The organism is Mesorhizobium sp. B2-1-8 (genome assembly GCF_006442545.2).
GTDB lineage: Bacteria > Pseudomonadota > Alphaproteobacteria > Rhizobiales > Rhizobiaceae > Mesorhizobium.
This window is the reverse complement of the sequence record NZ_CP083952.1, coordinates 245793-264107: the sequence shown is the minus strand read 5'-3', so window position 1 is coordinate 264107 and position 18315 is coordinate 245793. Positions and strand designations below refer to the sequence as shown.

Below are 18315 nucleotides of genomic sequence, written 5' to 3'. Positions count from 1 at the left end.
CTTGAGCGCCAGCTGGTCGCTCACTTACTGGGCATTTACCCCGACTGCGGCTTTTGGCGCTCGACCGGATCTCGACGTAGCGCCCGAAGGGTAAGAATGGCAGAAAAACACAAGTTTGTAATGTTGGATGGCCTCAGAGGCATCGCGGCGATCGCTGTCGTTCTGTTCCATCGGCGCTGGTGGTTCGCGGACGATGGTGGCTTTCTGCAACACGCACCTTTGGCGGTGGATTTCTTTTTTCTCCTGAGCGGGTTTGTGATCGCCTACGCCTATGAGCCCAAACTGATCGCTGGAATGAGCCTCCGCCGGTTTTTGATAAAACGCCTGATAAGGCTGTATCCTCTGATAATCCTCGGGGCGTTCCTCGGTGGTGCGTTCATTTTGTTGAAGGAAATAAGAAATGAAGGCAGAATAGCGGACACGATAGAGATCACATTGTTCGGCATAGCAGCAATTCCGATGCCGTTTCCAAACTCCATAGCCAACCAGCCATTTTATGCCGATCAGCCTCTGTGGTCGATATTCTTTGAGCTTTTGGTGAATATAGGGTTCGCTGCTTTTCTATATAGGCTCACAAACAGTTCATTGAAACTAATTGTAGTTTTTACTGCAGTGGTCTACCTGATCGCGGTTGCTGTAAAAGGGGATTTCGGTCTCATCGGAAACCAATATGGTCCGTACGGATGGATGCTTCTGGCCGGTTTACCCCGCACCGCATGTTCGTTTTTTCTCGGCGTCATCATCTTTCGGCGCTTGGGGGACAGCTGGATAAGTCGCGTAAGGGCGCCAGCATGGACCCTTCCAGTGATCTTGATAGCGATTTTTGCCGTGCCGGATTTGGGAAATATTGGAAATACAATCATGGCTGCTTTGTCTGTCCTGATTGTTTTCCCGCTAATTGTGATTACAGGAGCCAACGCGCAGCTGGATGGGGTTGGGGCGAAAATCGCCGCGATTTCAGGCGCGGTATCTTTCCCTATATACGTACTGCATGAGCCAATGTATGCTTGGTCGGATCCGCTTATGTACAGACTTGGCCTGTTTGATCAAGTAGTTCCCTCCGTGTTGTCTTGCGCGCATGTATTTGGAATTGCGGTTTTTTCTCTCATAGTGTACAAGATTTACGATATCCCGATACGCCGTTTCCTTACGAGTACTTTCGATACCTCCAAACAAGCTACTCCCGCCTGCGATGGGAGTCTTCATGATCGTGCGTGATGATGCATGGTGCGGCGCACAAATCGATGTTGCGCCTGCGAACAATTCCCTTTACGTTTTGGAATGGTCGATGGTCTAGGATCGGACTTGGATATGATGGCCGGGCGCCAAGCGGAACGCGGCACAGAAGGCCGTCTTGAACGAGCAACAAGGCGTCTGCGCCATGCTGCCGGCTGGCGACTTGCGATGCTTCGCCGGACCACGTCGAGTCTTTCCTCGCAGGCGACGGCACGCTCCGCGCTTTTCCTCAGGTGGAAACTGTCGCGGCCAGGCCGAACGCATCAACTCCCGGGAGAATTGATCGTCTCCCTGACGTCCTATCCAGCACGATTTTCGACACTCCCGTTGACGCTGAAGTGCCTCTTGTCTCAATCGGTCCAGGCGGACAGGACGATCCTATGGATCGCCGAGGAGGATATCGTGTCACTGCCAAAATCAGTCACGGAACTCCAAGCTCACGGACTGGAAATACGCTCCTGCAAAAACAGTAGATCGTATAAGAAAATTGTTCCGGCGCTGGCTGCCTTTCCGAATGCCTTCATCGTGACTGCCGACGACGACGTCTACTATTCCGGTCGTTGGCTGGAGCGGATGGTTATGCTAGCGGCTGAAAGGACGATCGTCTGCCATCGGGCCCATACGGTCAGGTTCGACGAAGCCGGCAATCTCGCACCTTACCACAAATGGTATTTTGACCCCAGGGCCGCCTCTCCGATCCTGTTTCCGACCGGTGTGGGTGGCGTGCTCTACCCGCCCGGTTCACTAGCGCCGGAAGTTCTGGATGAAGCAGAATTTATGCGGCTCTGTCCAAGCGCCGACGATGTCTGGCTGTTCTGGATGGGACGCAGGGCAGGAAGTTCGTACGTGATGGCTGGAAACGGATGGTTCCCCATCCCATGGCAGGGGACGCAGACCTCGGCTCTCCATCTCACGAATGTGGGGCAGAGCGCCAATGACGAGCAGATCAGGAGCATGATCAAGCGGTACGGCAGTCCATTCGAGCATTCTAGAGCAATTGGTGCGTAGCGCTTTTTCGTCGGGAATTGCGTAAAGTCGGCGAATCTAGCAATCGCTGAGTCGCCGACGGGTGTGCGCTAGAGCGGGATGAGATTAGTTTCGGTCATATCCGGAGTTTTCGAAGTAGTGTGAGCATTCTGTCGGTGTGATGCGGTTGAGAATTTGGCCGATCGCGTCGCAAACGGTTTGGACGGTGCGGCTTGCTGCCTTTCTCAGCCAGTGCTTGAGTTTTGAAAAGAGCTGTTCGATCGGATTAAGATCGGGCGAGTATTTCGGCAGGAAGAAGAGCCTGGCGCCGGCGGCGCGTATGGCGCGGCGCACCGCCTTGCCTTTGTGCGAGCCGAGATTGTCCATGATGACGATGTCGCCCGGCTGGAGGGTCGGAGCGAGAACCTTCTCGACATAGAGAAGAAATCTCTCGCCGTTGATAGGTCCGTCGATCAGCCAGGGCGCCTCGACGCGATCGTGGCGCAGCGCGGCCAGGAAGGTCATGGTCTTCCAGTGGCCATGCGGCACTTTGGCCTTGATGCGCTGTCCAACCGGCGCCCAGCCCCTTAGCGGCGACATGTTGGTCTTGGTCCAGGTCTCGTCGATGAAGACCAGTCGCGTCGGATCAATCCGGTCCCGATACTTCGTCCACTGCATGCGCCGTCGCGCGATATCGGGACGATCCTGTTCGACGGCGATCAGCGTCTTTTTTTGTGACTGAGCTTCTCGGCATGCACGAACTCCCACACCGAACGGTAGTCGACCCTCAGGCCACGCTCGCCAAGTTCGGCCACAAGCCCGCGCAAGGTGAAGTCCCTGTCGTGACAGCGTTCGATCAGCCAGTCGCGCCACGCTCCCGAGAGCTTCTTCGGTTTGTAGCCGCCGACCTGGCGAGGCGCAGCACTGCCAGTCTCTTCGACGCGCTTAAGCCACGCGATGGCCGCGCTGTAGCTGACGCCAAATCGAGCCGCCGCCGCGCGTCGCGAGAGCCCTTCCGTCTTGACCGCGGCTACAACCCGCTCGCGAAGGTCCATCGAATAGGCTGCCATCCATGCTGGCCTCCTCCCAGCATGCATGTTGAATCAGAACTGCGATGATTTGGGAATCTCACGACTCTTATAAATCTCATCCCGCTCTAATGCATGTCGCCCGGAAGCGTCCTCGGTTCCGGGATAACGACATGCATGAAATCAGAAGCTTACAGCAGGTCGGGCGAATCCTATTCGCCGCGACATGCTATAGCCGTGCGGGTGCAATGGCCCAGAACCCGGTCCGGAGGAATGCGCAGATGTCACGCCTCGCGCGGTGCAGCCACAGCCGTCCTTGTGTGGAGGATTTGCATGGCCTCGCGTAAGGCTTCGCGGCCCGCCGTGAATGCCAGCGCGACCACAATAGTAATCAGGTAGGCAAGGACGGCGCCGCTTGCCAAGGCGAAGATATGCTGCTGTGGCAGCAGCGGCTTGATGAACCAGACTGCGGCCAGCGCCGTATGGGCGCCAAGAACGAACGGAGTAGCCGTCCGGAACATGTGGCGGGCTTGCAGCGGCCCGCTCCTGCCGACATAAAGCCACAGGAACGGTGTTCTCAGATACTCGCTGATTGCATAGGCGCTCGCCACACCCAAGGCGCCATAGGGCAAGCCAAGCAGGAAGGCGATGATCGACGTCACCGCTGTGACGACGCCCCAGCGCATGAGGTCGCCAGAGCGACCTTGGCTGACGAACAGCCATCCTGACGGGTTGTTGAGAGGCTGCAGGAGCCCGGCAAATCCAAGAGCGAAGAAGATGCTGGCGCTTGCGCGCCACTGCTCACCGAGCACGAACGGAATGAGAGTGTCCGACATCGCCGCGGCAAACGCGACGCCAGGAAGCGCCACAATCAGGATCAGCGGGATCACGCGAAGAAATGCGCTGCGGTAACGGTCCGGTTCGTCTTTCAGCCTTGAGAGCGCCGGCACCATCACCTTCGACAACGGATTGGTGATCTGGCTGAGCGGAAACAGGAGCAGCTTGTAGGCACGGTCATAAAGGCCGAGCTGAGCCTCTCCCCAGTATTTTCCGATCAGTACATTGTCCAGGTTGCGGGCAAAAAAATTGGCGAAGTTGAAGCCCGTGACGCCAGCGCCGAAGTTCATCAACTCGCTGATCCCTGCGACATTGCGCGGCCGGCCGGGCCGCCAGCGCGAGCTGGCCCAATAACAGAGGGTCGGTAGCACGGCGCCCGTCAATGTGCCGGCAAACAGCGCCCAGTATGAGCGGTCGATGTACGTCCAGGCAATGGATACTGCCAGCCCCGCGATAGCGCTGGCAACGTCGATCAGGGCGAGCCGGTCGAACTGCATCCGGCGTGTCAGCAACGCCAGATGCTGCGCACCCAGTCCGTAGGCCATGATCTGCAGGCCGAACGCGGCCACCAGGCCCGTGACGCGGGGTTCCCCGTAGAAACCGGCAACCAGCGGTGCTGCTCCGGCGAGAACGCAGGCCAGGACAGCGCTGACGGCAACATTGATCCAGAATAGATAATTGACCTCCTCATGCCGGATTGCCGACTTCTGGATCGTCGCTTGGGTTAGGCCGAAATCCTGAAACAGCGCGATGAAGGCCAGCACCGGCGCGCACATCGCAACGACGCCGAAATCTTGGGGCGACAAGAGCCGCGACAAGACAATGACAGAGATGATTTGCGTCGCGACTCGCACGGATTGCGACAGGGCGGTCACAACTGCGCCACGTCCAACTGATTTGCGCAACGAGCCTTCCGGCGGATCGAATGGACTGGTTTCCAAAGCGGAATCCTTGATTTGCACGGATCCCTGGATCCACGAACACCGCCCGGAACAACCCTAAGGCAATAATTTTGCAGTGCAACAAAAAACGCCGTTCTTTTTCGCTCTGTACAAGAAATGCTGCAGTGCCGTTCGTGGTGCGGCAAGCCGCGCTCCCTGGTGGCTCAGGCGGCGTTTGCCAATTTATTCCCGGGGATCGGTTTCCGTGCCTTGCCCAAAAACATCCAGCGCGAAAACCAGAACCGGTCCATCACCAGACACAGGGCAAACGGAACGATCACAGCCGCCAGGATCAGTTCCAAATCCCGCGATACACCCAGGTCCCGCAACGTGAAATGCACGAACTGATGCACGAACATGATCACCAGAGACGCTCTGCCCACAGGGATAAGCCACTCTGCTGGAGGCCAATTGCTCAGCTTCATTGTGGTCAGCATAACCGCAACCGAAAGCGCCGTCGCGAGCAGAATGCCAAGCAAAGGCGGGCCGAAATTTGTATCCTTCATGCTAAAGCTAAAATGCACGCCGGCGATTGCCGCCACGGTACAAATGACGAAAGCGCCGGACAGGAAAGTGATCGAAAACTGGCCAAGTGAAGGCCTCTGAGCCAGCATGTGGCCAAACCAAAAGGCAACCATCGCGATTGGAATGCAAGATATTGCCCATGGTGTTCTTGCCGCCGGGAACTCGTGCATCACCAGGTAGCCTAAGGCGCATGAGCAGGCGACCAGAGTCAGCACCGCAGGCGACAGGGCTGATTGCGACCTCGCGCCGACGAAGTTGTATGCCAGTTGCGTGAGGAACAGACACGTCACGAACCAGAAAGTGCCGAACTTCCCGTCGAGAAACTGGCCGCCCAGTACGCTATGGATCGCGATTTCGCGGAACTGCCATGGTGCGAGTGTCTGGCCTCGCGCATAGGTCCATATGACGTCGAGAACAACGAGTGTCGCCAGAAACCCGACATAGGGAAGAAGGAGGGACTGGCTCCGTTTCCTGGCAAGCTCTGAGGTGGAGGAAGGCGAGTAGAAATAGCCGGAGAGGATGAAAAAAAGCGGCATATGAAAAAGGAATATGCCCCAGGCCATGTACTGCTTAACTGGATCGTGGCTCACGATGAAAATGTGCGCAACGACCACGAGTATGATGCCAAATCCCCGACAGATATCCACCCATACTATGCGTTGATCTGGTACAGGCGTGCGCCCGACATGTCCGGGTACGACCGGCTCTCGCAGCGCTCTCTCTGTTTGATCGAATGGATTGGCTTCCAAATTCAGGATTCCTGATCTTTGCGCGGATTCCGCAGCCCGAAATCCACAACCGCCGCCGAACACAAACTACGGCAATAATTTTGCAGTGCAACAGAAAACGTGGAACGCCGCGCCAAAATTGTTGCGATGCAGCATTCCCGGCGCCCATGCCTTGATGCTCGACAAAGCAGCCTTGGCGCCGTGAAGGCTCAGCTCATTGACCGACGTTACTGCGCTTGTATCCGTGGAGTGTCATGACCAGTCTCTCCGAGGTGGCCATTGGCTCCCATTTGCCGGCCCAGCGCGGATCCATGGTCGCGCCTGCCGCCACCCACAGGTCGAAATACGGCTGCATGGGCTTGTTCGGAAACGCTCCGCCGGGGGTGTCGGCCGGCGTTACGACGGCCACTTCCTTACCGTCGATGAAGAAGGCAACTCTTTTCCCCGCCTCATATTGCATGCCGAGGCGATATCGTTTGCCCGAGAGGTCGCCAGGCTGGATCAATTTGACCCAAACGGTCTTGTGCTTGTTGTCGACGTTCGCCCAGACAGTAATCTGCATCCCCTTGGTGCCGACGATCTCAAAGTCGACTTCCTCATGGGCCTTGTCGTTGAAAATCCAAAGCGGCGCCGCGATTAGCCCTGGCTTCATCGTGGGAAGCGTTACGTCCACTTCCCATTTTGCCGATGAGGAAGCTGAGTTGGCGCCAGACATTACCTCTGCGGACGCCTTCTCGCTGACGGTAAGCTGAAGCGCGCCGTCGACGATTTTGACGTTAGCGGCTTTCCAGTCGTAACCTCCAAGCTTGGGTTCGCTCCACTGCGACGGCACGAAGGGATTGTTGTATTTCCAAAGTTGCAGCTTGACACCCGACCAGTCGGGAAGCTTGTCGAGGGCAACATTCCCGCTTCCCGCCGTGGCGCTCTCGGCCAATGCATGGCCGGCGACCCATTGCATGGCGGAGGAGGCCGCCAGAAGCGTGAGGAATTGTCTGCGTGTGGAATTCATCGCTAGCCTCCATTGGGTCGCCTTGACCTTGTCAGCGGCGACGATGCCAAAGCCGGCCGTTCGACGCGGCCGTGGCGTTCCAGTGGCATGGGCGCCACTTCGGTGATTGAGCCATACACCAATGATAAGGCGATTTTTTGCTGCATTGCATCAAAAATATTGCAATGCAGAAAAAGGCCTTTCGTGTCAGGAGATTGCCGGCGGGCGCAGGCCAAGAGCAGCGCTGCAACTCCTGGAGAGGCGCTCAAGCCGCGGAGGCAATCGGGGGGTGGGTCCGTCCCACTGTATTTTGCCCGCCAGGTTCAAACTGCGATGGACCGAGTCGAACGCTTTCAAGCTGCAAGCACTGGGGAGACGCAACATCGAGGGCAGGATCGAGTTGCACAGGCTCGCGCACTCTTTCCAATGCGACACGATCGTAAAGCGCATCGAGAAACGCGCCTGCGGGTTCTGCCCCGAACATGGTCTCCGCGGTCCTGCGGGCATCGCGCCGGAGCGGCGCCATCAAGGCGGGTTGCCCAATATACGGCTTCAATCGGTCGATGGCCAAACTGGCGAGCCGTTCGACCTCATCACGGAAATATTCGGCATACTTCGCCTCCCCCCGCGAGTCGTATCCCGGACTCCACCAATCGCCGATGTCGTCGAGCCTGACAGGCAAGGCAATCCCGTTGATGCCGTCCTCGAGGAATTCCGGCAAGGCGCAGACCTTTGTTCCAAGAACAGGGGTGTGCTCTGACATCGATTCCAGCGCTGAATAGCCGAAAGTGTCGCCAAACGTGGCGAGGATGCCGAAATGCGAGTTGCGCAGCAATTGTCGGACCGATTGGTTAGGCAACACCCCGTAATGCTGGACGTTTCTCAGTTCGAGCAGCTTGATATAGGGGTCGAAGAATCCCGGACTTGTCGGATCCGTCCATATATGGCCGCCAACCTGGAGACTTGAGACAACGTTCACCCGAATTGGCAATTTCTGCTGGATGGCTTTTTCGGCGATCTTGACCGCAACGCATCCGCCCTTGCGGCCAAAGTGAGCGCCGACAAATGTCAGCACCAGTTCCTCGGCGCTGTTTTCGGACATCGCGTCTTCCGTCGCCGGCACCACGACGTTCGGGTGGCGGACCAACAGCTTCTCCATCAGGAGGCCGACTTCCGGATTGTCGCTGTGCTGGGCCAGAAAACTTCTGCGGGCAAAATGCGAGAGTGCGATGATGCGACGGCAGCTTGTGCTGGCAATTCGCGACCTGAGATAGCGGGCCATCAACCCGCGTTTGCGAAGGGCAAACTGTCGCGGCAAATGGGATTCAAACGACATGATGTACTTGGATGAATTGATCGGTATCCGGTTAAATGCATGCACCATGTCGACAGAGAAGGCAGGCTCGATCAGCGTCACGCCTTCCAGCTTGGACGAGACCAGATTCAATGGCAGAAATCGCTGTCGCAGGATCGTATGCCTGGACGCTCGCGGCGTAACGAAGCTGGTCGGATACTTGTCGTCATAGACGGCGATGCGAAGAGATTTGCCCATACGGAACCACTCGTCTTCAAGCAGCGGCATCGGGGATATTCGCAAGCTATTCCAAAGATGCAGAAAAGCATGCTGCCGCGCTGCAACAGAATGCAGCCAGCGGATCCCTGGCCAACCTCGAGGCCCAACTTCCCTGACAAGAATTCAACACCATTTTTTGTTGCGGTGCAATATGATTTTAGCAATTGATTAACTGTTAGCTCTTTTGCCGGGTGGGAGCGATTTGGCCTGATGTGATCGTCATTTTGCCGGCTTTGCAAGCGAAACGCCCCGATTTCCGGGCGCGGCAGGCCATGTCGCCTCCGATGGTTCGATTGTATGGGCGCGCCAGCGCTGTCAAAAAATTGGATCATGTGTTTTGTGCGGTGCGGTAGAGATGGCGATTTTGCTACGCCGCACCAAAAATGTTGCGATGCAGCAAGAGCTGTACTAGGCTTCCCTTCGGGTGGGCCAACAGCGATCGAGTTTTCATGCTGCATGTCTTGTACCTGGTGCACGATGTTTCCGACCCGGCGGTTCGCCGGCGGACCACGATGCTCAGGGCAGGTGGCGCCAAGGTCACCCTGGCGGGCTTCCGCCGCACCGCGAATCCGATTGCCGACGTTGAAGGATTGCGGCCGATCGACCTTGGCGCGACGCGCGACGGCCGATTCTCCCACCGCCTGGCGGCGGTGGCGAAGGCGGCGGTTTCGCTTCGCACGAAGCTGAGGGGCACGCCGAGGCCCGATCTCATCATCGCGCGCAATCTGGAAATGCTGGCGCTGGCCCGCCGTGCAAGGTCGGCTTTCGGCGCCGCTGTCCCGATCGTCTATGAATGCCTGGACATTCACCGCCTGGTGCTCCGCGACGATGCCCTGGGCAAGACGCTGCGCGCCACCGAGCGCCATCTGGCGCGGGATGTGAAGCTGCTGGTGACGAGTTCGCCGGCCTTCATCGCCAATTATTTCAAGCCGTTCCGCCAGGTCGCGGCACCGGTGGAACTGATCGAGAACAAGTATTTCGAGGCAGCGGCTGTTCTGCCTGGTGAACGCGAGGCGGTGGAAGGACCTGTCGCCCCGCCATGGCGGATCGGCTGGTTCGGGGCGCTTCGGTGCCGCCGCTCGCTCGAACTGCTGGCCGGTTTCACGCGCCGCATGGAGGGTCGATTCGAGATCGTGCTGCGCGGCCGTCCGGCACTTTCCGAATTTCCGGATTTCCATGCCTTCGTCGATGCCGAACCTTACCTGTCGTTTTGCGGGCCGTATCGCAACCCGGAGGACATGGCGGCGATCTATCAGGACGTCCATTTCTCCTGGGCGATCGATTTCTTCGAGGAGGGACAGAACTCCGAATGGCTGCTGCCCAACCGCCTTTATGAAGGCTGCCGCTTCGGCGCGGTGCCGATCTCGATGGACAACACCGAGACCGGACGGTTCCTGCGGCAGCGGGATATCGGCGTTTTGTTGCCGCAGGCCACGCCCGAGGCGCTCGAAACCGCACTTGGCAGGATGGAACAGCACCGCTTCGGCAGGCTGAAGGCGCGCGTGCTGGCGCACAATCCGAGGATGTGGAGCTACGATCGCAGCGATTGCAGCGCCCTGGTCGAAAAACTGCGCCGGCTGACCACCGTGCGCGAACCCGTCGCGACTGAGGCCTTGGCATAGGATGGACATCGCCCGATGACGCAAGCGCTTGCCCCCAGCCTGATCGTGATCCCATGTCTCAACGAGGCAACCCATATCGGTGCGCTGCTCGACCGGCTCTGCCCGGCGGCGGAACGGCTTGGCGCGCGGATCGTCGTTGCCGACGGCGGCAGCACCGACGGTACGCTGGCCATCGTCGGCGAGCGCCAGAGGAACGATCCGCGCATCATCCTGCTTCACAATGAAAAGCGCATCCAGAGTGCCGCGATCAACCTGGCGGTGGCCAAATTCGGCGAGGGCGCGCAATATCTGATCCGCATCGATGCCCATGGCGGTTATCCCGACGACTATTGCGACCGGCTGGTCGAGGAGGCGTCGGCCACCGGCGCCGATTCGGTCGTGGTTTCGATGCTGACCAGCGGCAGCGGCACCGTGCAGAAAGCGGTGGCGGCGGCGCAGAACTCCAAGCTCGGCACCGGCGGCTCCAAGCATCGCCACCTCTCCGCCGGGGGATGGGTCGACCACGGCCATCACGCGCTGATGCGGATTTCGGCCTTCCAGGCCGTCGGCGGCTATGACGAGACGTTCAGCCACAACGAGGATGCGGAACTCGACTATCGGCTGAGGCAGGCCGGCTACAGAATCTGGATGAGCGGCAGGACGCATATGGTCTACTATCCGCGCACCTCGCTGCGCGGCCTCTATTTCCAGTATCTCGGCTATGGCCGTGGCCGGGCCAAGAATGTGCTGAAACACCGCGTGATCCCGAAGGTTAGGCAGATGGTGCCGCTGGCGGTCTTCCCGGTGGTTCTGCTGGCCGCCTTCTCCTTCGTGCACTGGATCGCGGCGCTGCCGCTGTTGCTGTGGGCGGCGGTGTGCCTGGGCTATGGCCTGGTGACGGCCATCGGCCAGCGCAATGCCGACATCGCGCTTGCCGGCGTCTCGGCTATGGTGATGCATTTCGGCTGGTCCGTCGGTTTCTGGCTGCAGCTTCTCGGCCTCGGCGCGCGGCGGAGGGCGGCGTGATGGCGGTCGAGGCCAGGAGCCGCAGCATCGACATCGGCGTGTGCACGTTCCGGCGTCCGGAACTGGCCGATACGCTGCGCTCGCTCGCCGCTCTTGCCGTGCCTGACGGCTTCGAGGTCGGCGTCATCGTCGCCGACAATGACGACATGCCGAGCGCCAGGGAGTTGGTGACGGTGCTGTCGCAGGAATTGAAGCTGCCGGTCCGCTACCGGCATTGCCCGGCGCGTAACATCTCGATTGCCCGCAACGCTTGCCTCGACGCCAGCGAGGCGGATTTCCTGGCCTTTATCGACGACGACGAGACCGCCACCGCCCACTGGCTCGCCGAACTGGTGGCGGCGGCCGAGACGAGCGGCGCCGCCGCGGTTCTCGGCCCGGTACGCGCGCTCTATCGCCCGGATGCGCCGGACTGGATGCGCCGCGGCGATTTCCATTCCACCTTGCCGGTCCGCGTGCGCGGCGAAATCCGCACCGGTTACACCTGCAACGTCCTGCTGCGCATGGGATCGGACAGCCTGCGCGGCCGTCGCTTCAGCCTGGCGCGCGGCCAGACTGGCGGCGAGGACACCGAATTCTTCGACCAGATGCACAAGGCAGGCGGCCGGATCGCCTTTGCCCCGGAGGCATGGGTGGACGAGGCGGTGCCGCGGGCCAGGGCCGCGTTCGACTGGCTCAGCCGTCGCCGTTTCCGGGTCGGCCAGACGCACGGCCACCTCCTGGGCCGCAACGCCAGCGGCATCGCGCGGGCGAAGCAGGCCGGCCTTGCGGCGGCAAAGGCCGCTTATTGCTTCGCCGCCGCACTTCCGGTTGCCGCCAGCCCGATACGCAGGAACCGCAGCGTACTGCGCGGCATCATGCATGTCGGCGTCGTCAGCGGCCTTGTCGGTGTCCGCGAACTGCGCCTCTACGGCCAGCCAGCAGGGGAAGGAGGCAAGCGTGCAGCCTGATATTGCCTTCGTCCCCGATGTTTCTTTTGTGATTGCCGCCTTCAATGCCGAGGCAACCCTCGATCGGGCGATCACCAGCGCCATCGCCCAGAAGGGTGTCAGCCTCGAGATCATCGTCGTCGACGACAAGTCGCGTGACGGCACACTCGATGTGGCGCGGGCCTATCCCGAACACATCGTGCGCGTCGTGGCGCTGGAAAAGAACAGGGGTCCCGGAGGGGCCAGGAATGCCGGGCTCGACGCCGCCCGCGGCAGGTGGATCGCGGTTCTCGATTCCGACGACGCCGTCTTTCCCGGCCGCATCGCCGCCATGATCGGCCGCGCCGAAAAGGCGAAGGCCCAGATCGCTGTCGACAATCTCCAGGTCGTCCGCGAGGACGGCGTGGTCGAGGACGCGATGTTCCCGCGCCAGTATCTGGAAGACCTGCGCGAGATTTCGCTGGCCACCTACATCGCCGGCAATGTCGTCTTCGAATCGAAATTCAATCTCGGCTACCTCAAGCCGATCTTCCTGCGCAGTTTCCTCGACGAAAACCGGCTGCGCTATGACGAGAAACTGAGGATCGGCGAGGACTACATCCTGTTTGCCGAAGCCCTGGCCGTTGGTGGCAGATGCGTGGTCGAGCCCGATATCGGCTATGCCTATCATATCCGCGGCGGTTCCATCTCGCGCGTGCTCGAGCCTCATCATGTCGAGGCGATGCGCAAGGCGGATGCCGAATTCGCTCAAACCCATCGGATGGACGAGGCGGCCCAGGCAGCCTTCGCCCGGCGCGGCCGCAGCCTGCGCAAGGCGGCCTCGTTCCTGGCGATGGTCCAGCACATCAAGGCGCGGTCCCCGTTCAAGGCGATCCGGACGGCGCTCAGCGACCCGGCGGCGGTCAGGCATATGGGCATGCCGATCGCCGTGCGGTTGCGAAGAGTAGCGGCACAGTTTGCCGTGGGGGTGGGGAGGTGAAGATGCAGGCACATGGAGGGATTTTTCGTGGCCTGTGAATGGACTGAAGTCGATCTCCTCAGAAGGAATTTGCGATGAAGAAAATCAGGAAGGCCGTGATACCGGTGGCGGGGCTTGGAACACGGTTCCTGCCGGCGACCAAGTCGATGCCGAAGGAAATGCTTCCCGTCGTCGACAGGCCCGTCGTGCAATATGCGGTGGACGAGGCCTTCGAGGCCGGCATCGAGCACATCGTTTTCGTCACCGGCCGCAACAAGGCGGTCATCGAGGACTATTTCGACCTCCATCCCGAACTGATCGGAACCCTGGAGCAGACTGGCAAGAAGGCGCAACTGCAGTCGCTGGAAAGCCTGCTTCCGGTGGCCGGCGCCACCTCCTTCATCCGCCAGCAATCGCCGCAAGGCCTCGGCCATGCCGTCTGGTGCGCGCGCGAGGTCATCGGCAACGAGCCCTTCGCCCTGCTTTTGCCCGACATGGTCTCCTTCGGCGGGCGCGGATGCCTGGCCGAGATCACCGACCTGTATGCCGAGACCGGCGGCAACGTCATCGCCGTCGAGCGCTGCGACCCAAGCGAGACCAACAAATACGGCATCGTCGGCCGTGGCGCCGACATTGGCGGCGGCTTCGAGGTGACGGCCATGGTCGAAAAGCCTGCGCCGGCCAACGCGCCGTCGAACTTCTACATCAACGGCCGCTACATCCTGCAGCCCGAGATTTTCCAGCTTCTGGGCAACCAGCAACGCGGCGCCGGCAATGAAATCCAGCTGACCGACGCCATGGTCCGCCTGTCGCAGGAGCAGCCATTCTTTGCCCAGCCTTTCAAGGGCCGCATGTTCGACTGCGGTTCCAAGGAAGGGTTCATCCAGGCCAATGTCGCCTTCGCGCTGGCGCGCGACGACATGAAGGGCCCGGTCTTCGAGATGCTCCGGGAGTTCGTCCGGACGCATGAACGCCAGGAAGAAGCCGCATAATGCCCATCTTTCGGGAGCATTGTCGGGCGGCTGACGGCGGAGGGGCCGGCCGGCTCCGCGCCATCCGGCACCAAGTGTGTGTCGCGCCCGCCAATGCTCCCGATCTTCCCGGGGCCTGCGAGCGAGACAAGTCAGAATTGGACCGAAGATGAATTATGCCAACTTTCCTCTCGACAAGAGGATGCCATTGCCGAATCCGGACGCAGGAAACGGCGAAGACTTCATCGACGTGGAGCGGCTGCTTGGCATGGCCGCGCGGCAGGCCAAGGTGGTTGGCGTGTGCGCCATCATCGGTCTTTTCCTGGGCTTGCTCTATCTGCAGACGACGCCGCCCAAATACCAGTCGGTCGCCAGCGTGCTGATCGACGAGGGGCTGAACAAGATCGTCGACGACATCTCGGCGGCGTCGACAACCATGCAGACCGATTCCGCCATCCTCAGCCAGATCGAAATCCTGACCTCGACGCGGCTTGCCGCCGTGGTCGTCGACAAGCTGAAACTCGACCAGAACGACGCGTTCATGAACCCGCCGCAGTCGGCCCTTGCCCAAGGCGTCGGCTTGGTCCGCGGTCTGATCCAGTATGTCCGTCCGAGCCCGGTCATGCCGGGTGTCGGCGATATCTCCAAGCTCGACCCCGCCACGCGCGATGCGCTGATCGCCACGTCGCGACGCGACTATGCGATCCTCAAGCTGCAGAACGAGATCCGAGCCGATCGCGTCGGGCGAAGCTACGTCATCGCGCTTGGCTACCAGGCGACGGATCCGGGTTTGGCGAAAGCCATCACCAAGGCCTATGCCGACGCCTATCTCGCCGACCAGCTCGATGCCAGCTTCGATGCCACCGAGCGCGCGGCGGTCTGGCTGCAGGGCCGGCTGACCGAACTGCGCGAAAGCTCGCGGCAGGCATCGCTCGCGGTCGAGAAATTCAGGGCCGAGCATGGTCTTTCCGCCAACAGCGACGGCCAGCTGATGAGCGACAAGCAGCTTGCCGACCTGAACGCGCAGCTCATCGTGGCGCAGGCCGACACGGCACGTGCCAGCGCCCGCTACCAGCAGTACAAGTCGATCGTCGACAGCGGCTCGGACAACGCTTTCAAGGACGCCGCAATATCGAGCGACCAGCCAAGCAGCTCGGTCATCGCGGCGCTGAAGACACGCTATCTCGCGGTCGCCAAACGGCAGCAGGATGTCGAGGCGAATTTCGGCGCCCAGCATCCCCAAGCCGTGGCGCTCGCCAAGGAAAAGGCAGACATTTCGGCCCAGATATTCGGCGAGCTGAAGCAACTCACCGAAAGTTACCGCAACGAGTATGAGGTGGCTCTGGCGCGCGAGACGGCGCTCAGGGCCAATGTCGCTGCCGCACAAGGCAAGAGCTCCATCGACAACCAGTCGCAAGTCAAGCTGCGTGAACTCGACCAGAAGGCGACGGCGCTGACGACGCTCTACCAGACTTTCCTCGGCCGTTATGAGGAAGCCGCGCAGCAGCAATCCTTCCCTGTCGGCAAGATCCGCATCATCTCGGACGCGTCGACGCCGCTTGCCGCCTCGAGCCCCCGCACCATGGTCGTGCTCGGTCTTTCGCTGGTGCTCGGCGTTCTGATGGGCGCCGGCTTCGGCGGCCTCAACGAGTTCAACGAACGGTTCTTCAGGACCGGCGAGGAGGTGCGCGACCGCGTCGGCCTCAAATTCCTCGGTTACCTGCCCACCATCGGCGGCAAACCGATGAAGGAAGACAAGCCGGGCGAGCCAGATCTCAAGGTTGCCAGAACGCCGGCTGCCATCGAAAGGCGCGCGCGAATGCGGGTGAGCATCGACGCTCCGGCATCGATGTTCTCCGAAACGCTGCGCAGCGCCAAGATCGCCTTCGACGTGGTATTGGAAGGGCAAGCCAGTCGCGTCATCGGCGTGATCTCGGTCCTGCCCGGCGAAGGCAAGTCGACGGTCGCCGCCAATCTCGCCGGGCTGCTGGCCGCCAACGGCGCCAGGACGCTGCTCATCGACGGCGACCTGCGCAATCCGGGCCTTAGCCGCAGCCTCGGCATGGAAGCCGAGCAAGGGTTGATGGAAGCAGTGGTGAGCGGCCAGACCTGGCAGTCCGTCGGCAAGATCGACAGGCAGACCAAGCTGGCGATCATCCCGGCCGTGTCGCGCGGGCATTTCTCGCACACCAGCGAGCTTCTCTCCTCGGCCGGCATGCGCCGCTTCATCGAGAACGCCAAGGAGACGTTCGAATACATCGTCGTCGATCTGCCGCCGCTCGGGCCGGTGGTCGACGCCAAGGCCTTCGCACCGCTCGTCGACGGCTTCGTGTTGGTCACCGAATGGGGTCGCACGCCGCGCGCCATGGTGCGCTCGATGCTGGAATCCGAACCCTATGTCGCCAACAAGATCGTGGGCGCGGTGCTGAACAAGGTCGACCTGAAGAAGCTCGCCAAATACGGATCGATCGGGGCCTCGGAGAAATTCTTCGACAAGTACTCGACCTACTATCTCGACAAGTCGGAAGTGCGTAGCAAGGCAGCGGTCTGAGGCAGGTCGTCGCCCACTATTCTCTTACAGCATGTCGCGGCGAATAGGATTCGCCGGACCTGCTGGTAAGCTTCTGATTTTATGCATGTCGTTGTCCCGGAACCGAGGACACTTCCGGGCGACATGCATTAGAGCAATTCCAGGAAAAGTGCGTAGCGGTTTTCCCGGGAAAAGCGCGTAGCGCTTTCCCTAGGGAATTGCGTGAAAACAAAGAGTTAGAGCGGTTCGGCGATTCCAACAAACACTGAACCGCTCTAGGAGTGGGCTGCGGTTCTCATTCGAAATTGCGCAAAGCTTCGGCCGTCCCGCCACCGTTCATGCGGCCGGACATGAAGCGGAGCGTCGCATCGCCTACGCCGTCTTGAGCCGGTAGCGGAAGAGCGTGTAGTCGAGCAGCAGCCGGATGCGCGGTTCGGCCTCGGTTGCCACCAGCCAGCTTGCCGCGATCATGGTCGCGCCGACGATTGCCATCGACGGGAGATATGGCAGCCCGGCGCGCACCATGGCGCCGAGCATCGACGCGCCGATGACGTCGTGGATCAGATAGAGCGGATAGGTCATCAGCCCGATCCGGCGCCAGCCGCTCCAACTGAGATCGAGCCGCAGCGACCATGCCATCAGGGCGATGGCTGCGAGGAACATCAGGATCGGCGGCGCGTAGGGCATGGCGGCTGCGACCTTGATGCTGTGGACGTCGACGGAACTCGCGATCTGCAGCACGCCGCCGCCGAGGAACAGCAGGCAGAAAGCAAGGCGGGGAGGCGTCATCGCCTTGAACCGCATCAGCCAGATGAGCACGCCGACGGCGAAGAAGCAGCCATGATGCACCAGGATGAGCTGCAGCCAGCGCGTCTCGGCGAAGGATAATAGAGGCACCAGAACGACGTGCTGACCAGGCCGATGACGATGGCAACCCTCTCCATCAGATGGAAGCGGCCGAGCCGCAGCAGGATCCAGACGATGGCATAGAAGGCGATTTCGATGCCGAGCGTCCAGTAGACGCTGTCCACCCAGGGACCATAGGGTGCGAACAGGGCCGTTCGGGCGAGCCTGACCACCGCGTCGGTCGGCCAGGTCGAGCCAATGAGCAGCAGCAGTGCCGCGGTGATCGGCGCGCAGATCCAGACCGCCGGCGCCAGTCTTTTGACCCTTGCCTCGAAGAACCGCAGCGGTGTCGAATTCTCGGCGCTGAAGGCAATGACGAAACCGCTGATGACGAAGAAGATCTCAACGCCGACCCAGCCGGACTCGACCCAGGCGCCTATACCGGGCTGCGCCGGAACGCCGCCCGTGGCTTGCGCCGAGATACCGTCGGGATAGGCCCACACCCAGAAACCGTAGTGGTAGACCATGACCAGCACGGCGGCGAGAAACCGCAGGATATCGATACCGCCAAACGTTGTCTTTTGCTGAGCCATGCGATCCCGTCGAATGGCCCCCCGCGGGAAGTTTAAGGTGGA

Annotated in this window: 15 protein-coding genes; 8 read left to right on the top strand and 7 right to left on the bottom strand. The window is 60.6% G+C overall.

Annotated elements, in window-relative coordinates; all coding sequences use genetic code 11:
• Positions 1–96: 96 nt before the first annotated feature.
• On the top strand, positions 97–1218 hold the full coding sequence (locus tag FJ970_RS01205) for an acyltransferase family protein (protein WP_140762681.1): 1122 nt from the start codon (positions 97–99) through the stop codon (positions 1216–1218).
• Between the two features lie 87 nt (positions 1219–1305).
• Complete coding sequence (locus tag FJ970_RS01200) at positions 1306–2244, top strand: glycosyltransferase family 2 protein (protein WP_140762678.1); 939 nt, start codon at positions 1306–1308, stop codon at positions 2242–2244.
• An 84-nt stretch (positions 2245–2328) separates the two neighbouring features.
• Here the strand turns inward: FJ970_RS01200 and FJ970_RS01195 are convergent.
• The 5 genes from FJ970_RS01195 to FJ970_RS01175 form a co-directional block, all read right to left on the bottom strand.
• A protein-coding gene (locus FJ970_RS01195; RefSeq protein WP_227791897.1) for an IS630 family transposase occupies positions 2329–3272 on the bottom strand; the annotation gives its coding sequence in 2 pieces (ribosomal slippage) (positions 2329–2936 and positions 2936–3272; 945 coding nt in all).
• A 242-nt stretch (positions 3273–3514) separates the two neighbouring features.
• A complete protein-coding gene (locus FJ970_RS01190) occupies positions 3515–5008 on the bottom strand; it encodes a lipopolysaccharide biosynthesis protein (protein ID WP_140760808.1) in 1494 nt (497 codons plus the stop codon).
• A gap of 164 nt (positions 5009–5172) precedes the next feature.
• On the bottom strand, positions 5173–6282 hold the full coding sequence (locus FJ970_RS01185; RefSeq protein ID WP_181178691.1) for an acyltransferase family protein: 1110 nt from the start codon (positions 6280–6282) through the stop codon (positions 5173–5175).
• A 193-nt stretch (positions 6283–6475) separates the two neighbouring features.
• Complete coding sequence (locus FJ970_RS01180; protein ID WP_140760653.1) at positions 6476–7270, bottom strand: family 16 glycosylhydrolase; 795 nt, start codon at positions 7268–7270, stop codon at positions 6476–6478.
• Positions 7271–7514: 244 nt separating this feature from the next.
• Positions 7515–8831 (bottom strand): glycosyltransferase family 4 protein, encoded by a 1317-nt coding sequence (locus FJ970_RS01175; RefSeq protein ID WP_140760656.1) that lies wholly within the window; start codon positions 8829–8831, stop codon positions 7515–7517.
• 440 nt (positions 8832–9271) lie between these two features.
• Between FJ970_RS01175 and FJ970_RS01170 the strand changes: the two genes are divergently transcribed.
• The 6 genes from FJ970_RS01170 to FJ970_RS01145 all read left to right on the top strand — a co-directional run bounded on the left by FJ970_RS01170 (position 9272) and on the right by FJ970_RS01145 (position 16855).
• Complete coding sequence (locus tag FJ970_RS01170) at positions 9272–10444, top strand: glycosyltransferase family 4 protein (RefSeq protein WP_140760659.1); 1173 nt, start codon at positions 9272–9274, stop codon at positions 10442–10444.
• Positions 10445–10459: 15 nt separating this feature from the next.
• Positions 10460–11449 carry a glycosyltransferase family 2 protein gene (locus FJ970_RS01165; protein WP_140760662.1) on the top strand — a complete coding sequence of 330 codons (990 nt, stop codon included), beginning with the start codon at positions 10460–10462 and terminating at the stop codon, positions 11447–11449.
• Positions 11449–12396: a glycosyltransferase gene (locus FJ970_RS01160; RefSeq protein WP_140760664.1), complete on the top strand. Its 948-nt coding sequence runs from the start codon at positions 11449–11451 to the stop codon at positions 12394–12396. Before FJ970_RS01165 ends, FJ970_RS01160 begins: the two co-directional genes overlap by 1 nt.
• The gene (locus tag FJ970_RS01155) at positions 12386–13354 is read left to right on the top strand and encodes a glycosyltransferase family 2 protein (protein WP_140760666.1); all 969 of its coding nucleotides are present in this window, start codon (positions 12386–12388) and stop codon (positions 13352–13354) included. Before FJ970_RS01160 ends, FJ970_RS01155 begins: the two co-directional genes overlap by 11 nt.
• A gap of 74 nt (positions 13355–13428) precedes the next feature.
• Positions 13429–14325, top strand: coding sequence for a UTP--glucose-1-phosphate uridylyltransferase (locus FJ970_RS01150; RefSeq protein WP_140760668.1), 897 nt, complete (start codon positions 13429–13431; stop codon positions 14323–14325).
• Positions 14326–14473: 148 nt separating this feature from the next.
• On the top strand, positions 14474–16855 hold the full coding sequence (locus tag FJ970_RS01145; protein ID WP_140760670.1) for a polysaccharide biosynthesis tyrosine autokinase: 2382 nt from the start codon (positions 14474–14476) through the stop codon (positions 16853–16855).
• A 351-nt stretch (positions 16856–17206) separates the two neighbouring features.
• Here FJ970_RS01145 and FJ970_RS01140 read toward each other — a convergent pair whose 3' ends face one another.
• Together FJ970_RS01140 and FJ970_RS01135 are read right to left on the bottom strand one after the other, a co-directional pair.
• Entirely contained in the window at positions 17207–17683 is a 477-nt protein-coding gene (locus FJ970_RS01140) for a hypothetical protein (protein ID WP_227791995.1), read from the bottom strand.
• Positions 17638–18273, bottom strand: a complete 636-nt coding sequence (locus FJ970_RS01135) for an acyltransferase family protein (RefSeq protein ID WP_227791994.1) — start codon at positions 18271–18273, stop codon at positions 17638–17640. The genes FJ970_RS01140 and FJ970_RS01135 overlap by 46 nt, the downstream gene beginning before the upstream one ends.
• Positions 18274–18315: the final 42 nt, after the last annotated feature.